At 53.9% G+C, this 19,403-nt stretch carries 14 protein-coding genes and 1 riboswitch; of the genes, 8 read left to right on the top strand and 6 right to left on the bottom strand.

The features are described 5' to 3' along the window. Window positions 1-639: 639 nt before the first annotated feature. Window positions 640-1,629, bottom strand: coding sequence for an NADPH:quinone oxidoreductase family protein (locus tag KQI79_RS08155; RefSeq protein ID WP_216537738.1), 990 nt, complete (start codon window positions 1,627-1,629; stop codon window positions 640-642). Window positions 1,630-2,110: 481 nt separating this feature from the next. Next, window positions 2,111-2,299: riboswitch (cobalamin riboswitch) on the top strand. A gap of 134 nt (window positions 2,300-2,433) precedes the next feature. Here KQI79_RS08155 and metE point away from each other — a divergent pair. Beyond that, window positions 2,434-4,740 carry a 5-methyltetrahydropteroyltriglutamate--homocysteine S-methyltransferase gene (metE, locus tag KQI79_RS08150; RefSeq protein ID WP_301287894.1) on the top strand — a complete coding sequence of 769 codons (2,307 nt, stop codon included), beginning with the start codon at window positions 2,434-2,436 and terminating at the stop codon, window positions 4,738-4,740. Window positions 4,741-4,776: 36 nt separating this feature from the next. After that, window positions 4,777-4,956, top strand: coding sequence for a hypothetical protein (locus KQI79_RS08145; protein WP_216537737.1), 180 nt, complete (start codon window positions 4,777-4,779; stop codon window positions 4,954-4,956). A gap of 46 nt (window positions 4,957-5,002) precedes the next feature. Here the strand turns inward: KQI79_RS08145 and KQI79_RS08140 are convergent, their stop codons facing one another. The 4 genes from KQI79_RS08140 to KQI79_RS08125 all read right to left on the bottom strand — a co-directional run bounded on the left by KQI79_RS08140 (window position 5,003) and on the right by KQI79_RS08125 (window position 9,328). After that, window positions 5,003-5,740, bottom strand: a complete 738-nt coding sequence (locus KQI79_RS08140; protein ID WP_216537736.1) for an exonuclease domain-containing protein — start codon at window positions 5,738-5,740, stop codon at window positions 5,003-5,005. Beyond that, window positions 5,737-6,828, bottom strand: coding sequence for a DUF294 nucleotidyltransferase-like domain-containing protein (locus KQI79_RS08135; protein WP_216537735.1), 1,092 nt, complete (start codon window positions 6,826-6,828; stop codon window positions 5,737-5,739). The genes KQI79_RS08140 and KQI79_RS08135 overlap by 4 nt, the downstream gene beginning before the upstream one ends. Before the next feature lie 13 nt (window positions 6,829-6,841). After that, window positions 6,842-8,215 carry an ammonium transporter gene (locus tag KQI79_RS08130; protein ID WP_216537734.1) on the bottom strand — a complete coding sequence of 458 codons (1,374 nt, stop codon included), beginning with the start codon at window positions 8,213-8,215 and terminating at the stop codon, window positions 6,842-6,844. Window positions 8,216-8,431: 216 nt separating this feature from the next. Beyond that, a complete protein-coding gene (locus tag KQI79_RS08125) occupies window positions 8,432-9,328 on the bottom strand; it encodes a TetR/AcrR family transcriptional regulator (protein WP_216537733.1) in 897 nt (298 codons plus the stop codon). 376 nt (window positions 9,329-9,704) lie between these two features. Here KQI79_RS08125 and KQI79_RS08120 point away from each other — a divergent pair, with 376 nt between their 5' ends. Together KQI79_RS08120 and KQI79_RS08115 are read left to right on the top strand one after the other, a co-directional pair. Further along, window positions 9,705-10,826, top strand: coding sequence for an MGDG synthase family glycosyltransferase (locus tag KQI79_RS08120; RefSeq protein ID WP_216537732.1), 1,122 nt, complete (start codon window positions 9,705-9,707; stop codon window positions 10,824-10,826). 37 nt (window positions 10,827-10,863) lie between these two features. Then, window positions 10,864-12,027, top strand: a complete 1,164-nt coding sequence (locus tag KQI79_RS08115; RefSeq protein WP_216537731.1) for a VanZ family protein — start codon at window positions 10,864-10,866, stop codon at window positions 12,025-12,027. Between the two features lie 719 nt (window positions 12,028-12,746). Here the strand turns inward: KQI79_RS08115 and KQI79_RS08110 are convergent. Next, on the bottom strand, window positions 12,747-14,084 hold the full coding sequence (locus KQI79_RS08110) for a D-alanyl-D-alanine carboxypeptidase family protein (protein ID WP_216537730.1): 1,338 nt from the start codon (window positions 14,082-14,084) through the stop codon (window positions 12,747-12,749). 201 nt (window positions 14,085-14,285) lie between these two features. On the opposite strand from KQI79_RS08110, the gene KQI79_RS08105 reads away from it, so the two are divergent. The 4 genes from KQI79_RS08105 (at window position 14,286) to KQI79_RS08090 (ending at window position 19,400) form a co-directional block, all read left to right on the top strand. Then, complete coding sequence (locus tag KQI79_RS08105; RefSeq protein WP_216537729.1) at window positions 14,286-15,026, top strand: (Fe-S)-binding protein; 741 nt, start codon at window positions 14,286-14,288, stop codon at window positions 15,024-15,026. Then, entirely contained in the window at window positions 15,013-16,518 is a 1,506-nt protein-coding gene (locus KQI79_RS08100; protein WP_216537728.1) for a LutB/LldF family L-lactate oxidation iron-sulfur protein, read from the top strand. Before KQI79_RS08105 ends, KQI79_RS08100 begins: the two co-directional genes overlap by 14 nt. Continuing rightward, complete coding sequence (locus KQI79_RS08095; protein WP_216537727.1) at window positions 16,515-17,228, top strand: LutC/YkgG family protein; 714 nt, start codon at window positions 16,515-16,517, stop codon at window positions 17,226-17,228. The genes KQI79_RS08100 and KQI79_RS08095 overlap by 4 nt, the downstream gene beginning before the upstream one ends. Before the next feature lie 102 nt (window positions 17,229-17,330). Further along, on the top strand, window positions 17,331-19,400 hold the full coding sequence (locus tag KQI79_RS08090) for a bifunctional aldolase/short-chain dehydrogenase (RefSeq protein WP_216537726.1): 2,070 nt from the start codon (window positions 17,331-17,333) through the stop codon (window positions 19,398-19,400). The last annotated feature ends 3 nt before the right edge of the window (window positions 19,401-19,403 follow it).

Raw genomic sequence — 19,403 nt, 5'->3', positions numbered from 1 at the left:
ACGATTTACCTTCTGTCAAAATCCCTCTCGCTCAGAACGATTTACCTTCTGTCAAAATCCCCCTCGCTCAGAACGGAAGGCTGCCTTTTGTTATGAAGATGATAAAGAAACAATCGTCATCTAGGTCGACGTGCCCGGGACAAGCGGAGGGGAGGATTTGACCGCTCAGACATGTTTGCGAACCGGCTCTCTGAACGAAGGGGATATCGACAAAAGGAAAAAAATCAATCATACGAAAGGGCCAGGTCGTTGAATCTCCCATGGTAACGATAGGAACAAGAGTTACGGCCCAGCACCATCATTCAACCGTTCCACTCCCAACTTCGCGGACACAGGAGACGCTAATTGTGACAAACAGCCCGATTTGGGACAGTTTGCTGACATGCAATCCTTTATTTGCAGCAAAAGCGTAAAAATAAGCCCTCCGGCGAAGGAATAACGGAGCCAATGTCCGCCTAAACAGCGAATATGCAATTTTGACGCCAAATAAGGGCCGTACGTTCCGCATAGCAATGTCTCGATGAAACGCTAGCGCCTCAAAATGCGTTAACACCGCAAGAGGCATCGTTTTTTAGCGAAACCGGCCATTAATCTACCTGCTGCATATACCCGTAAAGAGCAAGTGCAACCAAACCCAGCTTACAGCTTGACGATCGTCCGGCCCCGGACCTTTCCTTGCAAGATATCGTTCAGTATAGCCGGCAATTCGTCCAACGACGTTTCCCGGCCGATATCGGACAGCAGATGATCCGGCTTCAACTCGCCGGCCATGCGCTCCCATAGGTTCAACCGCTTCTCCATCGGACAATAGACGGAGTCGATGCCGAGCAAATTCACGCCGCGCAGAATAAACGGAAAGACGGTTGCGTTCCATTCGGTTCCGCCCGTTAGCCCGCTAACGGCGACCGACCCGCCGTACTTAACCGTACTGAGTATATAAGCAAGGCCTCGTCCCCCGACCGGATCGACCGCCCCGGCCCATCGCTGCGCGTCCAACGCGCGGATCTTCTCGGGGACAAGATCGCTGCGGTCTATAATTTCTTGCGCGCCCAGCTTGCGCAAATATTGATGTTCGGACGCCTTGCCCGTGCTGGCGGCGACCTCGTAACCCGATTTGGCGAGCATCGCCACCGCCATGCTCCCGACGCCTCCCGTCGCGCCGGTAACTAATACCGGACCTCCGTCGGGCGTCAGGCCGTTCTCCTCCAGCCGCTGAATGGACAGCGCCGCGGTAAAGCCGGCCGTTCCGTACGCCATCGCTTCTTTCATGCTTAGCCCTTGCGGAAGGGGCACGATCCAATCCGCGGGAACCCGCGCCACTTCGCTGAAACCTCCGTCATGCGACACGCCAAGGCCGTACCCGGTTGCGAGCACTTCGTCCCCGGCAGCATAGCGCGGATCGCTCGAATGCAACACGGTTCCGGCCAGATCGATGCCGGGTACGAGCGGATATTGCTTGGCGACATTGCCTCGCGGGCTGGCGGCGAGCCCGTCTTTGTAGTTGACGCTCGAATAGGCAACCCGTATCGTTACTTCGCCTTGCGGCAAATCATTCACCGACCGCTCCGCGACTGCCGCATGTAAGCCGTCCTCCGCTTGATGCACGACGAACGCGCGAAATTGATTCATCATTTATCATCCTTTCCAAGTGGGATAGGGCGGGATCAACCGCCGACCGATTCGTTTGCAACTTAATGCTATTATAGACCGAATCTTGCCGTTTCCCAAATGATTTCATTCACAGTGAAAAGCTAACGGAACCAGCGGCCCTTATTTCATGGAAATGGGCGGCTTGCAAAATGTAACGGAACTCATGGACCTTATTTTGAGCCACGGACCTCTTTTTCGCCCGATTTTAGTGGAATAAGCGCACTGGCTTCCGTTAGAAATGAAAATGCGTTAAAAAACATAAAATAACGTCCGCAGCATCCGTTACAATTCGGAAGGCCGCATGTGGCCGACCGACCGTCGACATGCAGCCAAACACCGCGCGCCGGGAGCTGCGCGCGGTGCGAAGGTCCCCCGAAAGGCAAGAACGCCGCAACACTCCTAAAGCATACGAATTGCTCTTGACACATCCTATATATTGATATATAGTCGTCATACACAACAATATATTGTGGGGATAGGTGCCTTGAAGCGCGATTTCAAGGCTTAAAAGGGAAGTTCGGTGCAATGCCGACGCGGTCCCGCCACTGTAACAGAGGAGTCATTGCCGAGAAGCCACTGGATTCGTCCGGGAAGGCAGCAATGACGATGAGACTGGAGCCAGGAGACCTGCCTGTTCTGACAGCACTGTTTTGTACCTACGGGAGATAGGGAGGTGTTAACGACGTCAGTTGCGCAAACTGGGGTGTTTTTGCCTATGTTCATTTCCATTGGTAAAAACGCCCTTTTTTATTTGGGATTGGAAAACAAGGAGACGGAGGAACGATGAACATGACGGAATCGGTAAAAAACGTAAGAAACAGCAATCTCGGCTATCCGCGAATCGGGGCGAACAGGGAATGGAAAAAGGCGCTGGAGCGGTTTTGGTCGAATCAAATCGACGAAGATCAACTGACGCAAGAATTAAAGACGATCCGGCTCGCGCATTTGGCCAAACAGAAAGAGAAGGGGATCGAACTGATTCCGGTCGGAGACTTTACACTTTACGACCACATGCTCGATACGGCCGCGATGTTCGGACTCGTTCCCGAACGGTTTGAATACGAAGGGGGAGAAGTGTCGTTAGCGACTTATTTCGCCATGGCTAGAGGCAGCAAACAGGCGCCAGCTTGCGAAATGACCAAATGGTTCAATACGAACTACCATTACATTGTGCCTGAAATCGGCGAAGCCGATCCGGTCTTGACGGTGAACCGCCCGCTTCAGGCTTATCTGGAGGCGAAGCGTGAGCTGCAAATCGAAGGGAAGCCGGTCTTGATCGGTCCCTATACGTTTGTGAAGCTTTCCAAAGGGTATGCGGCATCCGACTTCGAAAGCGTCCTGAACCGGTTCATCCCCGTATATGCCGTGTTGCTGCAGCAATTGGAGCAGGCGGGAGCGCAATGGGTGCAGATCGACGAGCCTTCTTTAGCGACTTCGATATCCCGCGCGGAGATGAAGCTCGTTGCCGGCCTGTACGAACGGCTTGCGCAAGCAGCGCCAGGCTTGAACGTCATGCTGCAGACGTATTTCGACGCGGTCGACTTGTACAGCGACTTGATCGGTTTGCCGGTTCGCGGCATCGGGCTCGATTTCGTGCATGGCGGGGAGGAGAATCTGAAGTCCTTGCAAGAATTCGGCTTCCCTGCGGATAAAGTGCTCGGTGCCGGAGTAATCAACGGCAGAAATATATGGCGATCGGATCTGCAAGACAAATTGGCGTTGCTGCAGACGATTGCCGCCATCGTTCCTTATGACAGGCTCATCGTCCAACCTTCTTGCAGCTTGCTGCACGTTCCGGTCAGCGTTAGGCAGGAGGAGCGGTTGGATGAGGCGTTGCGGGATGCGTTGGCTTTTGCGGACGAGAAGCTGGACGAATTGTCCGTGTTGAAGCAAGCCGTCAACGAAGGCGCCGAAAGCGTAACGGCCGCGTTGCAGAGCAGCCGGGCTGCGCTCGATCGCTTGGCTCAATCGCCTTGGCGCAAGGAGCGCCAAGACCTCACCGCTCGGCTCGCCGAGCAGCCAAGCAGCCGGCACTTGCCGTTCCACGAGCGCCAAGCGATTCAACGGGACAAATGGCAGCTTCCGCCATTGCCGACGACGACGATCGGAAGTTTCCCGCAGACGAAGGAAATTCGCCGGGCGCGGCAATTGTGGAGAAAGGGAGAATGGTCCGCCGAGCAATACGATCTTTTCATGAAAGAGCAAATTCGGGAGTGGATTCGCCTGCAGGAGGAGATCGGCCTGGACGTTCTCGTGCATGGGGAATTCGAGCGGACGGATATGGTCGAATTTTTCGGGGAGAAGCTTGCGGGATTCGCTTTTACGCAGAACGGATGGGTCCAATCTTACGGTTCCCGCTGCGTCAAGCCGCCTATTATATTCGGGGATGTGCGCTTCGTACGGCCGATGACGGTAGGCGAAACGCTGTTCGCCCAATCCTTGACGAACAAGCCGGTGAAAGGGATGCTGACCGGACCTGTGACGATATTGCAATGGTCTTTCGTCCGCGACGATATATCGAACCGCGAGGTCGCTTATCAGATCGCGCTCGCCTTGGGCAAGGAAATCAAGGCGCTCGAACAGGCGGGCATCGAGATGATCCAGGTGGACGAACCGGCGCTGCGCGAAGGATTGCCGCTTAAGAAAGAGCATTGGGACGAATACTTGACCTGGGCGGTGGAGTCGTTCCGGCTCGCAACCTCTAATGTGAAGGATACGACGCAAATTCATACGCATATGTGCTACTGCGAGTTCCACGACATTATCGACGCGATCAAAGCGCTCGACGCCGATGTCATCTCTATTGAAACGTCCCGCAGCCACGGCGAATTGGTCGCTTCCTTCGAGACGAATGTCTATGACAAAGGAATCGGTCTCGGGGTATACGACATCCATAGTCCGCGGGTTCCGGCGAAGGAAGAGATGGTGAGGATGATCGAGCGGGCGCTTCGGGTTCTTCCTGCCGGCCTGTTCTGGATTAACCCCGATTGCGGATTGAAGACGAGAGGGATCGAGGAAACGGTCGCTTCGTTGAAAGTGATGGTCGAAGCTACGGCCGAGATCAGATCCAGGCTGGAACAATACGCTTAACATTCCATATAAGAGAATGTCGGGGAGGGGCAACCAATGAGACCGGAAATCGTTCATTTTTTGCAACATGTTCATGACGAGAAATCGATGGCGTTTGTGCTGGGCAATATGAAGCGGGACGGATTGATGACCTTATTCGACTATTTAGCTTTAACGGAAGAAGAAACCGAAGCAAGATGGCATCATGCATACGACCGATTGTTGAACGGAAAATAAAGCTGCGAGTAAAGCGAAGGGACCCGCTTAGGCGAGTCCCTTCATTTTATTCTTGTCCCAGAAAAGCGTACAGTTCGCCTAGCGTCTTCACGTCTTGACGGCTGCGGACATCGTCCATCAACGCGAGCCATAACTTGGCCGTCATGAGCGAATCTTGCAGAGAGTGATGACGCCCGGCGTTGTCCAATCCGTAATAATGAAGCCAATCGTCCAACGTCGAGCCTTGGCGTTCGGGATACAGTTTGGAGGCAACGATCATCGTGTCGAGCACCCGATGCTGCGACATGACCCGGGACGTCTTCCATAGGGCGGCGTTAATAAAACGTTTGTCGTGGCCGCTGCCGTGCGCGATGAGCACCCGGTTTCGCACGAAATCGAGAAATTTGCCGAGCGCTTCGATCAGGCCGGGCGCTTGACTTGCCAACTCGTTCGTTATCGATGTCAATTGCTCGACATGCGGAGGAATGACTCGATTCGGATTCACCAAACTGTAAAATAGCTCGTTCTCGGCGCACCTATCGCCGTATAGCGCCACTGCACCGATCGAAATAATCTCGTCGCCTTGCTGCGGCGCAAAGCCCGTCGTCTCCAGATCGAAAACGACGGCCTGCAGTTCCGAAAGAGATACATGATCCATATTGTACCGCGCCTGGTCTTTCATAAGCGACCGGATATATGCAATCTGCTGCGCGCTTTCCAGATCGAAGATCGAGGCGAAGGCCGGGGTTAGCCCGCCTTTGCGGTACAGCTTCCATATTTCCGAGGCCGATCCCCACGTCCTCATGTCGATCCGGCTCCTTTTTCCCGACTTTTATACTCGGCAAGAACGCGCTGCTGCAGCCATTTCGCTTCATGCACGCATGTTCTGATGTGATGCCGCACTTCCTTGGACAGACGGTCGGCAGCGATAATGCCGCTCGATTGCCAGCAGCCTTCCGGCGTGTGCGCCTTTGACGTCATGTTTCTTAAATGCAGGCAAACGGCGAAGATTTCCCGGAGCTTCTCGGCCTCATGCCCGGCGAATACGCCGGCTTGATGCAATAGGCCGATTCGTTCCATCGTCGATGCGGCGGCCATTCCGTGCATCATGCTTAGAAAGCGGATGCCGTTAATAAACGGAATATAAATGGCGTATTTGATTTCGATTCCGCCCGCATTCTCGCCGTAAGGAACTTTGACGAGATTGCCGAACAGGCCGAGAACCGGCTGGTGCCGCATCGAATTGCGAAGCATGGCGGCGATAACCGGCTTATGATCTTTCAGCGTGTCGTGAAAACGCCGCATTGCCTTGCCGGCCAATTCCGTATGTCCCGCTATCGGGCGCATATCCGCGCAAATCAACAAGTAGCGCACATGTTCCCAAGCGGGATTCGCGAACCAAACCTGCCATTTATGAAGCAACTCCGATATCGGTAAGCTCCATTCCCGATTGCCGCAGACGACATGGCCGGGGCATGGCGGGTAACCGATCGATTGCAATGCAAACTGGATTTCCGTTCCTAACCTCCGGAAGTAGTCGGCGGCTTCCTCCTCCCGGCCCGGCTGCGGATCGTCGTACAGGATGCCGTTATCTTGATCGCTCGCATAGCATTGTTCCCCGCGTCCGCCGCTTCCGAACAGAACAAACGTATAAGGGCATGGAGCAATTCGTCCTTGAAGCTCCAACTCTGTCTCGGCGAGCCGAACCGCCCGGCTGATGAGACGATCTTGAATTTCGTTCCATTGCGCATGCAATGCATAACCTTCCGGTCCGTTGCGATTGACGCTTACCGTAAGCATGGCCGTTAGCGATTTTCTTAACTGGCTAAGCTGCTCAAGATCGGGAGCCGCATCGATAATTGGGTTAAGAAGTTGTAGCGGCGGCAATGGCATGACACCCCTCCTGCTACATGTTTTGCTGAGCATGTTTCATCTGTTCCGGGTATCCGTATTCGCCGTGCTCGCTCAAATCGAGGCCGACAATTTCTTGTTCCTCATGAACGCGAAGGCCGGATATGTTCTTGATTGCGAATAAAATAAGGAACGAAACGGCAAACGCAAAACCGCCGGCGGCAATGACGCCGTATATTTGCACCCATAGTTGGTCGAAGCTTCCCGTCGCGATCAAGCCGCCTTTGCCGACGCCGACCTTTTCCGCCAATTCGCTCGTTGCGAAAATACCGTTGGCCAGCGTCCCCCAAATTCCTGCCATCCCGTGGACGGATAAAGCGAAGATCGGATCGTCGATTCTCCATTTCTCGAACATTTTGGCGCTGAAGAAGACGATCGCGCCTGCGATAAGGCCGATCACGATCGCCGCCCAAGGATCGACAAACGCGCAAGACGCGGTGATCGCGACCAATCCGGCCAAAGTACCGTTTAACAGTGTGGGGATATCCGCTTTCCCGTTCCACATCCAACTGACGGCGAGTGCGGCAACGGCGCCGGCGCCGGTTGCAAGCTGGGTGTTCATTGCCACGAATCCGAAGAATCCGTCGCCGACGGAGAGTGTGCTTCCCGCATTAAACCCGAACCAGCCGACCCACAGAATGAGAACGCCCAAAGTCGTATATACTTGGTTATGCCCTTTGATCTCATTGGGCGAACCGTCTTTGTTGAATTTTCCGATACGAGGCCTTAATAAAATCGTGCCTGCGAGCGCGGCCATCGCTCCCGTCAAATGGACGACTGTCGAACCGGCGAAATCTTGTTTGCCGTGTTCCGCAAGCCAGCCCCCGCCCCAGATCCAATGCGCAATAACCGGGTAGACGATAGCTGTGAACAATACGGTAAAGATGAGATACACGGAAAGCTTCGCCCGCTCGGCAAATCCGCCCCATGCGATCGACAGGGAGATGGCCGCGAAGGCCAGTTGGAACGTAAAGAAAACGGTTGGCGGAAGTCCGTCCGCCGCTTGCGAGTTGAAGAAGAAGTCTCCCCAACCGATGAAGAGGTTGCCGCTTTCTCCGAAGATCAAGCCGTAACCGACGGCCCAGTATATCAAGCTGCAAAGCCCAACCGTGAAAATCGTTTTCCCTGCTACATGGCCCGCGTTCTTCATCCGCGTCGAGCCCGATTCAAGAAGAATGAATCCCCCTTGCATAAAAAGGACCAGAATCGCCGATATCATGACCCAAAGGGCATCCAGCCCGATGCTGACCGCTTGCACGCTCGTTTCTTCCGCCGCGGACGCGCGTCCCGAACCAATTGGAAACAACCCGATGAAACCGAGAGCCGTTCCGACGGCGAGTGCATGTTTTGCTAAAAATCGTTTTTTCATTCTCTTCATCTCCCTGTCAGACAATCTAACATAAAATTTATAATTTAGAGAGATTATAAAGGCGATTAAAACGAATTTCACTTAAAATGTTAGATAATTTGACAAAATTATGACGTAACAAGATGGGGTCAAACCTCTATAGTAGATGAAAAGAGAGCGGGAGGGACTGAGAAGTGCGGGGAAAAAAACCGGCCGCATCAACATGCGATGCAGCCGTCATTCCATATGATGCGCATAGATCGAATCGTTCAACTTGTTCGTGAGAGGCTCTAACTGCTTCAATTCCTTTAAATTGCCGAGCATGCCCCGCAATATCGCTTTGCGCGGTTTAAGCTCCATTAGTTCTTGTTCCAGAATATGCAGCGTTTGATACGCTAATTCAAATTGCTCCAGCTCAAGCGGCAAACTTTCCAAATTGTCTTTCATATACTTGACGATGACGAGCGGATGGGGTTTATCCGTTTTTTGCAAATATTGTTGATAAGCGTTCCATACGTTGGTCGAGACAAGCGGAGCCGGCGTCTCCCGCAGCAATCCGACCACGATGTAATCCATTTGCCGCACGATGAACCGGGCTGTCTTGGTTAGATCGAGAGGGATTTGTTCCTTATAGATAAGCCGCAGATAAGGCATCATCAAACCGTTTAAGAGGAGGGCGCAATCGGTTGCGTACGGTTTCAATTCTTCCCCGTATACGGCGCACAACGTTTTCTCCGCCCATTCCAGCGTCTCGAATTTGATTTCGCGCATGTAAGCATGAACCGCTTTGTTGGCGATATGGGATTTGTCTTGATCCTGCATCGCGTAGAAGTCGTGGAAATCGATAAATTGATGAAGCATCGCTTCCAATTGCGCGATAAATTTATCTTTTGCGCTAATGTGGGCGTCCCGTTCGATCAGAAGGATGCGTTCTTTGATTTGTTGAAAATAAAACTTGAAGATGCTGAGAAGCAGCTCATCTTTCGACCGGAAGTGCAAATACATGCTGCCCTTGGATATTCCGGTTATTTCCGCGATTTCCTGCATGGAAGTGAGATGAAAGCCTTTTGTCGAAAACAGTTTCGCGGCCGTCGTCAAAATTTGTTTTTTCTGATCCGTTATTTTATCGCTCAAACGCATTCACCGCCTTTCAACGATTTGTCGATACACTGTCCGAATTGGTTGACAAAGATTATATAACAAACCGCCCTATAAGAAAAGATTTTTTGCCGGATTTACGGGGATTTTAGCCAAGCGCTCCGCTTTGTGAATAACCGTATTGCCGATTCCCCACACTATAACCGATCGCAACAATAAACCGCCAAACGCCCGGAAGCGGTAAAAGGCATAAAATTACCAGCCGTTCTTTACCGTAACAACTTGTATTGCAGTACCATCCGTTTTAGAATATTTTTGTAAGGATATTGCTGCTTTAAGCGCGTTCCTTTGTTTCATTCTAAGGGGGGGTCACTGATTTATGGACACTGACCTATATGGAAAGTGTAAAATTATGATTTTAACGGCGAGTTACGGAGAAGGGCACAATCAAGCCGCGGGCGCGTTGCGGCAACAATTCGTGCGACAAGGCGTCCGCTCGGTGCAGGTGTTGGATTTGCTTGCCGAAGCCCACCCTTTCTTAAATTCAGCCATCAAGTACGTATACTTGAAGAGCAGCATGCTGTCAACGACGGGACTGGATTATTACGGTTGGAGTTATTATGCGACAAGAAATATGACGTCGGAAAATCGTTTGATTAAGCCCGTTTTTTCGCTCGGGGCGAGGAAATTGAAGGAATTGATCTCGACGGAACGTCCCGACGCCATTATTAGCACGTTCCCGCATTTGGACGTATCGGAAATTTGCCGTTATGTCGGCGCGGTCGTGCCGACATTTACCGTTCTAACCGATTTCGCTTTGCATAACCGCTGGATTTTGTCCAAGAACGATAAGTTTTACGTTGCGACGGACGAATTGCGCGACAAGATGATCGAGCAGGGCATACCGGCCGATCAAGTGAAGACGAGCGGGATTCCGATCCGGCATTCTTTTTACGAAACGCAAAATTTAGAAGAAATTAGACGAAAATACGATTTGAATCCGAATATGCGTACGACGCTTGTTCTGGCCGGGGCTTACGGCGTCATGCAGTTCACGGAACGGATCGTACGGAAGCTGGCAGCGATCCCGGGCAATCAAGTCGTTGTCGTTTGCGGGAAAAACGAACGGCTGAAAACCAATTTGACGGCTTCTCTTCAAGGAGAACCGCGGATAAAGCTGCTGGGCTATGTGGAAAATATGCATGAGCTAATGGCGGTCGCGGATTGCGCCGTAACGAAAGCGGGCGGAATCACGTTGTCGGAAGCGATCCAAATGAATATGCCTCCGCTTATTTTCAAGCCGTTCCCCGGCCAGGAAAGGGAGAATGCCAAATATTTGGCGGGGAAAGGAGCGGCCATCGTCTCCAACGATTTTGAACGGTTCACGTTGCAAGCGACGGCGCTGCTGTCCGATCCGGAACAAATGCGGCGAATGAAGCAGCGGCTTGCCGAATTGGCATCGGATCGCGCTTCCGAATGCATTGTGACCGACGTATTGCATACGATTCGCTCGAAGATGACGTTGCAGCACTAAGCGCGGGCAGGCGTTCAATCCATCAGGCGGTGACATCTTGGAAACGTATTTGATTCCGATAAGAACGGCATTTCTTTTCTTTCCCATCGTTGCAATGATGTTGTTAATCCCGTTTTTGATTTTTCAATACCGGAAATACGGTTATGTGAACTATATCAGATCATTTATTTTATATTCGCTTTTATTGTACGGAATGACCGCGTTTTTTCTTGTCGTGCTTCCGCTGCCGCAAACGTCCGATACGTGCCGGGCTTACGGCCCGGACGCTTCGTTTGCGCAACTGGTTCCGTTCGAGTTCGTCCGCGATTTTCTGCGGGAAACGAACGTTTCATGGGCCAGGCCTGACACGTACTTATCCGTTTTGAGGGAACGGGCCTTTCTGCAAGCGGCGTATAATTTTATTTTGCTGCTGCCTTTGGGCGTCTATTTGCGCTATTATTTCCGCCGGCAATGGATCTCGACCGTCCTCATTACGTTTGGCGTGTCGCTCTTCTTCGAAGTAACGCAGCGGACGGGAATTTACGGAATATATCCGTGCCCCTACCGAATATTCGACGTCGACGATCTCATGTTGAATACGGCCGGAGGCGCCGTCGGATATTGGGTCGCGCCGATGTTTACCTTTTTTATGCCCCGCTCGGACAAGCTGGATGCGCACGTGGATTTATCCGCAATGAAAGTCGGTTTGATCCGCCGATTTATCGCCTTTGGGGTCGATTGGTTTCTCATTGCGGCCGTGATGCGGCTGTTGGATCCGGCCTATCGCCGTTCTCCCGGCGTTAGATCGTACTTGTTGTGGAATTTCTACGATCATCCGGGCGGAATCGTGCTGGCCGTCTTGTTGTATTTTATCGTCCTTCCGTATGTCACGAAAGGGATGACGTTTGGCAAATGGCTGCTGCGCATCCGTCTGGTCGGCCGGAGCGCGCGCGTCGGCATCGGCGAGCTGGCTGTGCGATACGGGATCTTGTATTACGGGGTTGGCGGAATCTTCTACTTGCTGGCCGTCGGGTTCGATTACAACCGGGGGAACCCGATCGTATCCTTGATGTTTGCAGGATTGTCGTTTGTTCTGTTCTTCATCGCGGCGATTCATGCGGCGCTGCACTTTTTCGGGAAAGATAAAAGGCTGTTTTACGAAAAAATAAGCAAAACGGGCCATATTATCGAGCAGAAATCGGCGGCAGACGGCGATCGATAAAAGAAGAGTCCCGCAAGGCGCAGAGGCGTCGTTGCGGGACTTTTTGGCGATCCGCTGAGCATCCGTCTCGTGAACAAAACCTTGCAACGCTAATGTCGGAATGCGGACAGAGGAACCCTTATTTGGCAAAAATGCGCCCTTTTCGGCAAGCCGGAGGACAGAAGGATTACTGCGTTTCAAGCCGATAATTGCCGATAGGGATAAGCGAAAGTGAACGGACTTTGGAGGTCTTATTTTACCCAATAACGCTGTTTTGGCGAAGTTAGCGGATTTTGAGGGCTCTATTTTGTCGAAACTTTACAAAAATGAGGACTCTCAGGCCAATCGCGCCTTGTTAACGGTTCGAAAATCCGTTACCTTCAAAAAATCGACTTGATTTTGAAAAATAAGACCTTGGAAATCCGTTATATTTTCGTGGCACACATCCCGGAAGAAGATGATTGCAACGCTAATGTCGCAATGCGGACAGAGAAACCCTTATTTGGCAAAAACGCGCCCTTTTCGGCAAGTTGGAGGACAGAGAAGCAGTTATCTGTGACAAATCGTCTTTTTTGGGCCTGTTCTGGGGCGAATAACGGAACGTGTGTCCATCAATCACTGAAAAAACGCTCATTTAGCCAATTTAACGGATTCTGGATCCGCCAAGTCGCATGAAGACGCAGCTTTACGCATGAACCGTTTGCATCGCGGACAGGGGGGCCTGGCATTGCATTCGCTTTTCAAACAAACCCGAGCGAATGCGTCCATGAGAGCAGCCGTCCCAGCACGCCGCGCAGCGAACGCTCGAGCCAGGTGAGCGCAGGCACGTCTTCGGCGGCGACGAGGTCGATCGTTTGCGTCTGGCCGCGGTATGAGAACGTCGCAACCCCGATTCGGTCCCCTTTCGCTACCGGAGCCATTAAGGGCGCGTCTGCCGTTGCTTGAACTTCCAGATGATAGGAAGGTTCAGAGGCATAAAGATTGCCGATAAAGGCGGCATCCGATGCGGCTGCAATGCGAACTTCGCCTTTCTTGCCTAAACGAACGGGGAAATCGCGCATTTCCGTTACCCCCGCCCCCGCCTCCGCCAGCTTGACGACGCCGAATTGGCTGAACCCGTAGTCGAGCAGTTCCTTCGTCTTTTCAAATCTGAGCCGCATGGAATCGGTGCCCATCACGACGCTGACCAGGCGAATGCCGTCGCGCACGGCCGTCCCCGTAAAACAATGCCCTGCCGCCTGGATGTAGCCGGTCTTCAAGCCGTCCATCCCGCGATAGGCAAATTCAAGATGAGACAGATTCGCCGCCTCCCCGCCCGCCGCGCCGCCGATGGCGGAGCCGGACAGATAATCTTCAAGCATCCAGTTCGAATTCGTCAAAGGCTTCTCGTCCGTATCGCGCAGCTTCCAGTTGGTCATTCTCGTCGTTTCCAGCACTTCCGGATAATCCTGAATGAGGTGAAGCGCGAGCAGCGCCGTATCGCGTGCGGTCAGCATCGTTTCGCCTGCGAGCGTTAACGGAGCGTTGGCGCCAAGGTCGTAGCGCTGCAAGCCGGTGGCATTAATGAAATAAGCCGACTCGGACAATCCGAGCTCCTTCGCTTTCGCGTTCATCATATAGGCGAAATTTTCCTCCGAGCCTCCGACATGTTCCGCGAGCATGACGGCGGCGTCGTTGGCCGACGCCAGCATAAGCGCTTTGGCCAAATCCCGCACCGAATAACTCTCCCCTTCCCGAATATGCGCTTGCGAGCCGATCACATCCGCGGCATATTTGCTGGCGGTCACCATGTCGTCCCAACCGATCCATCCTTGCTTGATCGCGTCCAGCACGACGTAATACGTCATCATTTTGGCCATGCTGGCCGGCGGGCGCGGTTCGTCGGCTTGATACTCGTACAGCGTTTCGCCCGTCCCGGCGTCGAAGAGAATAGCGGCCTTTACCCCGTCCAACGCAAAGCTGGGGGCTTCCGCTGCGCGGGCCTGCGCGCCAAGGGAGAAGGTCGGCAAGGTAAGAATGATTAAGATCAATAAACGAATCGGAAAAAGACGTGTTTTACTCCGTGAAGCCAACTTCATTGCATCCGTACACCCCTGACCGTGAATTGGACTTTATTTCACATGAAACCTCTATATATTTACTATACAGGAAAACGCTTAAAAAATGTATTCAAAAGAAAACAAACATATGTTAGTATAAAATAAACATAAACAAAAACAAAGTAATATTTTCAAACATTTTCAGATTGTTTCATTTTATTTGGGAGAAGAGGGTGTGCAATGCGGGTTTCCTTATTTATTACATGTTTGGCGGATCAGATGTACCCTCATGTCGGGGAGAGCGTCGTCCGCGTGCTGCACCGGTTCGGATGCGAGGTCGATTTTCCCGAAACGCAAACCTGCTGCGGCCAGCCGGCGTTTAACAGCGGCTATCAGGACGAGGCGCGGGAAGTGGCGCGCAATTTGATTCGCGCGTTCGAACATAGCGATTATGTCGTTTCCCCATCGGGCTCATGCACGGGGATGATTGCCCATTACTATCCGGACCTGTTTCGGCAAGAGCCGGAGTGGGCGGAGAAGGCGCGGCGGCTTGTAGCGAAGACGTATGAATTTACGCAATTTCTGGTTCATGTGCTTGGCGTGAAGGACGTAGGGGCGGAGTTCGGCCATAAAGTCACCTATCATCCGTCTTGCCACGCTTCGCGGCTGCTCGGCGTGAAGGAGGAACCGATCGAGCTGCTCGGGCGCGTGCGGGGGCTGGAACTGGCGGATCTCCCCCGCAAGGAAGATTGCTGCGGGTTCGGAGGTACGTTCGCGGTCAAGATGGCCGATATGTCGGAAGCGATGGTATGCGAGAAAGCGGCCAATATATGCGAAACGGGCGCGGAAGTGCTGGTCGGGACGGATATGGGCTGCCTAATGAATATAGAAGGACGGCTGAACAAAGAAGGGAAGCCAATCCGGGTCATGCATTTGGCCCAATTGCTGGAGGAAGGGATGGATCGCCATGGCAAACAATAACGCGGATCCGATCGGGACCGGTCTGAAGGAGCGAACCGAGCGGGCGTTGTCGGACGAGTTTCTGCGCAAGGCGGTCGCCTATACGACCGATAAATTGCGGAACGGCCGGATGAGTGCGAAAGAGGAGCTTGGCCAATGGGAAGTTTGGCGGGAACGGGGAAAGGCGATCCGGAAGCACACGATCGAGCATCTCGACTATTATTTGGGCCAATTCGCCGCGAATGTGGCGAAGGCGGGCGGACATGTTCACTTTTGCCAAACGGGAAACGAAGCGGTCCGCACCGTGCTGGATATCGCCGGCCGGCATGAAGCGAAGCTGATCGCCAAGGGGAAATCGATGGTCTCGGAAGAAATCCATCTGAACCATCGTCTGGAGGAGATCGGGATCGAAGCGGTTGAAACCGATCTCGGCGAATATATATTGCAGTTGGCCAAGGAAACGCCCTCCCACTTGATTATTCCGGCCATTCACAAAAACAAGCGGCAAATTGCCGACTTGTTCTCCGAGCACGCGGGAGAACGGTTGGAGCCGGAAACGAAGCAATTGGCCGCTTATGCGAAACGGAAGCTGAGGGATATATTTCTGAAGGCGGATATCGGGATGACCGGCTGCAATTTCGGCATCGCCGAATCGGGGACGGTAACGCTCGTCGAGAACGAAGGCAACGGGCGCATGGTGACGACGCTGCCGAAGGTGCATATCGTCGTGATGGGCATGGAACGGCTCGTTCCGACGTTCGAAGACGTGGAAGCGATGCTGAATTTGCTCGCCCGCAGCGCCAACGGGCAGAAGCTGACGGTGTACAATTCGTTTATTACCGGTCCGCGCCGGGAAGAAGACCTGGACGGTCCGGAGGAGCTGCATGTCATCGTGCTGGATAACGGGCGTTCCGCGCAGTTGGGGGAACCGTTGTACCAGGAAGTGCTGCATTGCATCCGCTGCGCCGCCTGCCTTAACGTGTGCCCGGTATACCGCCATGTCGGCGGGCATGCGTACGGTTCGGTGTACAGCGGGCCGATCGGCGCGGTGTTGACGCCGTTGATTCAGCAGGATATGGAGGAAGCGGGACAGCTTGCTTATGCCTCCAGCCTATGCGGGGCATGCTATGAAGCTTGTCCGGTGAAAATTCCGCTGCACGACATGCTCGTGCATCTGCGGCACGAACGGGTGAAGCGGAAGCTGACGCCGCTGGGCGAACGGCTCGCATTCAAGGGATTCCGCCGGATGTTCGGCAGCTCCAAGGCATACCGGGTGGCGACGCGTTCCGCCTATTGGCTGCAGCAGCCCTTTGTCCATAACGGGCAGATTCGGAAAGGGCCGGGGCCGCTTGCCGGCTGGACGCAGTCGCGCTATTTGCCGATGAAGCCGAAGCGCTCGTTCCGCGAGCGGTGGGCGGACCTGCAGTGGGAATTGCGGCAAACGCCGCAAACGCCGCAGAAGCCGAAGACGGAAGACGGCAGGGGAAGTTCCGAAGGAGGCGAGGCGAAATGACGAGACAAGGTACGATTACGGGGCAAGAGGCGTTTCTGCGCAACATTGCGTCCCGGCTTGGCCGGGCGAAACCGGCGGATCGGGCGCCGGAACGGACGGAGATCGGCGTGCCCGATCATTATCGGCAGATCGAACGGAGCAGGCCGGAGCAGGTCGGGTTGTTCGTCGACCAATGGACCGCGCTCGGCGGCAGAGTATGGATTGTTCCAAGGGAGCAGGCGCAGGCGGGGATCGTTTCGATTCTGCGCGACTTGAAGGAGGAATTCGGGTGGCAACGGGCGATCCGTTTCGACGATGAGAAGCTGGATGCGCTGCAAATCGACGGCTGCTTGGCCGCGCAGCAGGTTCGAGTGATTTCCTGGAAGGCCGGCGAGACGCTCATTCAGGATGCGGAGCGATGCGACGTCGGCATCGTATGGGCCGATTATGCGATTGCCAATACGGGCACGCTGGCGGTGCTGGCCCGCGGAGGGAGGGGCAGATCGGTTAGCTTGCTGCCGGATTGCATGCTCGCCGTATTTCGCGCCGATCAGTTGGTGACGCGCATGGGTGAAATGTTCGCGGGCATTAGAGCCGGGCATCCGGGAATGGAAGATTTGCCGTCCTCGATCAATTTGATTACCGGGCCGAGCCGGAGCGCGGACATCGAGAACGATTTGACGATCGGCGTGCATGGACCGGGCAAAGTGTTTGCCGTTATAATCGATTAGTAGTTTACCGAAACAAAAACAAATAAATATATTCAAAAATAAACAAAGATGGTATAATGCGAAACAAACGGATAAATAACCACATTATTGGAGGATGAAACGATGGTACACAGTTTATGGGAGAAGGAAAAAGCGCAAGGGCTGCCGCAAGGCTTGGAAGAGCTCGTATACCGCTCGAATCTCATCGGAACGGACCGCCGCGTATGCAACTGGGGAGGCGGCAATACGTCGATGAAGACGATCGAGAAAGATTTCCGCGGCCGCGACGTGGAAGTGATGTGGGTGAAGGGAAGCGGCTCGGACCTGGCTACGATGAAAGCGAGAAATTTTACCGGGCTGCGAATGGAAGACATTCGTCCGTTGATCGAACGCGAGGAAATGTCCGACGAGGATATGGTCGCTTACCTCGCGAATTGCATGATCGACAGCAAGCATCCGCGCGCCTCGATCGAGACGCTGCTGCACGCTTTCCTGCCGTTCAAGCATGTGGATCATACGCATCCGGACGCAATCATCAGCTTATGCTGCGCCGATAACGGGAAGGAAATTGCCAAGGAAATATACGGCGACCGTTTCGTATGGGTGCCGTACGTTCGCCCTGGCTTTGCTTTATCGAAAATGATCGCCGAAGGCGTGCGGAACAATCCGAAGGCCGAGCTTGTGCTGATGGAGAAACATGGATTGGTCGCTTGGGGCGACACGGCGGAGGCTTGCTATCTGAAGACGATCGCCATTATTAATGAAGCGGAGGCTTATATTGAAGCGCGCGTGAACGAAAGGGCGATGTTCGGCGGCGCGAAATACGCATCGCTTCCGGCGGAAGAGCGCCGGGCGGCGCTTGCGCGGGTGATGCCGGTCATTCGCGGCGCGGTGAGCGACGGCAAGAAGATGATTCTAACCTACGACGATGCGGACGACGTTCTGGCCTTCGTCAATAGCCGGGATGCGCGCGAGTTGTCCCAAGTCGGCGCGGCTTGCCCGGATCATCTCGTTCATACGAAAATGGTGCCGCTTTACATCGACTGGAATCCGCAAGTTGAAGATGCTGCCGCCCTGACCGAGAAAATCAAATCGGGAATCGCATCGTTTAAAGAAGAGTACCGGCAATATTTCGAACGCAACAAGCACGAAGGGGATGTCATGTTCGAAGCGGCGCCGCGCGTCATCCTCATTCCGGGGATCGGCATGGTGAACACCGGCAAAAGCTGGGCGATGTCGCAGGTGAGCGGCGCGCTGTACCATCGGGCGATTGCCGTGATGCGCGGCGCGACGGCGCTCGGTAAGTTCGTGTCGCTAAGCGAGAACGAATCGTATAATGTAGAATACTGGCCGCTGGAGCTGTATAAATTGACGCTTGCGCCGGCGGAAGCGGAGTTTTCCCGTCAAGTCGCCTTCATTACCGGCGGAGCGGGCGGCATCGGCAGCGCCACGGCAAGACAACTCGTCAAGGAAGGCGCGCATGTTGTGCTCGCGGACTTGAATTTGGAGGGAGCCGAGAACGTAGCGGCTGATATTAACGCGCAGTATGGCGACAACCGGGCCATCGCCGTGAAGATGGACGTTACGAATGAAGAAATGGTCGTCGCGGCATTGAACGAAACGGCTTTGGCCTACGGCGGCGTCGACATTCTCGTGAATAACGCCGGACTGGCGACTTCCAGCCCGTTCGAGGAAACGTCGCTGAAGGAATGGAATTTGAACATGAACGTGCTCGGTACGGGATATTTCCTGGTGGCGCGCGAAGCGTTCAAGCAAATGAAGGCGCAAGCCATCGGCGGCAATATGGTGTTCATCGGGTCCAAGAACTCGATCTACGCCGGCAAGAACGCGAGCGCATACAGCGCCGCCAAAGCGCTTGAGGCTCATCTGGCGCGCTGCATCGCGGCCGAAGGAGGACCGATCGGCATTCGCGTCAATACGGTGCTGCCGGATGCGATTCTGCAAGGCTCGGCCATCTGGAACTCGAACTGGCGCAACGAACGGGCGGCCGCCTACGGGATCGAGCCGGATCAACTGGAGGAATATTACCGCAAGCGTACGACCCTGCTCGTTAACGTATACCCGCAGGATATCGCCGAAGCGGTAGCCTTCTTCGCTTCCTCCAAATCGGCGAAGACGACGGGATGCATGCTGACGGTAGACGGCGGCGTTCCGGCCGCATTTACAAGATAGATT

Source organism: Paenibacillus sp. MSJ-34, from assembly GCF_018918005.1.
Lineage (GTDB): Bacteria > Bacillota > Bacilli > Paenibacillales > Paenibacillaceae > MSJ-34.
The sequence above is the reverse complement of the archived record's forward strand: the minus strand, read 5'-3'. Positions and strand labels throughout refer to the sequence as shown.

What these genes read in the sequence shown, in the direction of transcription:
- KQI79_RS08100 (WP_216537728.1), top strand. Translation starts at nt 15,013, where the DNA reads ATGGCAAACAATAACGCGGATCCGATCGGGACCGGTCTGAAGGAGCGA.
- KQI79_RS08090 (WP_216537726.1), top strand. Translation starts at nt 17,331, where the DNA reads ATGGTACACAGTTTATGGGAGAAGGAAAAAGCGCAAGGGCTGCCGCAA.
- KQI79_RS08145 (WP_216537737.1), top strand. Translation starts at nt 4,777, where the DNA reads ATGAGACCGGAAATCGTTCATTTTTTGCAACATGTTCATGACGAGAAA.
- metE (WP_301287894.1), top strand. Translation starts at nt 2,434, where the DNA reads ATGAACATGACGGAATCGGTAAAAAACGTAAGAAACAGCAATCTCGGC.
- KQI79_RS08140 (WP_216537736.1), bottom strand. Translation starts at nt 5,740, where the DNA reads ATGAGGACGTGGGGATCGGCCTCGGAAATATGGAAGCTGTACCGCAAA.
- KQI79_RS08095 (WP_216537727.1), top strand. Translation starts at nt 16,515, where the DNA reads ATGACGAGACAAGGTACGATTACGGGGCAAGAGGCGTTTCTGCGCAAC.
- KQI79_RS08135 (WP_216537735.1), bottom strand. Translation starts at nt 6,828, where the DNA reads ATGCCATTGCCGCCGCTACAACTTCTTAACCCAATTATCGATGCGGCT.
- KQI79_RS08130 (WP_216537734.1), bottom strand. Translation starts at nt 8,215, where the DNA reads ATGAAAAAACGATTTTTAGCAAAACATGCACTCGCCGTCGGAACGGCT.
- KQI79_RS08110 (WP_216537730.1), bottom strand. Translation starts at nt 14,084, where the DNA reads ATGAAGTTGGCTTCACGGAGTAAAACACGTCTTTTTCCGATTCGTTTA.
- KQI79_RS08120 (WP_216537732.1), top strand. Translation starts at nt 9,705, where the DNA reads ATGATTTTAACGGCGAGTTACGGAGAAGGGCACAATCAAGCCGCGGGC.
- KQI79_RS08105 (WP_216537729.1), top strand. Translation starts at nt 14,286, where the DNA reads ATGCGGGTTTCCTTATTTATTACATGTTTGGCGGATCAGATGTACCCT.
- KQI79_RS08155 (WP_216537738.1), bottom strand. Translation starts at nt 1,629, where the DNA reads ATGAATCAATTTCGCGCGTTCGTCGTGCATCAAGCGGAGGACGGCTTA.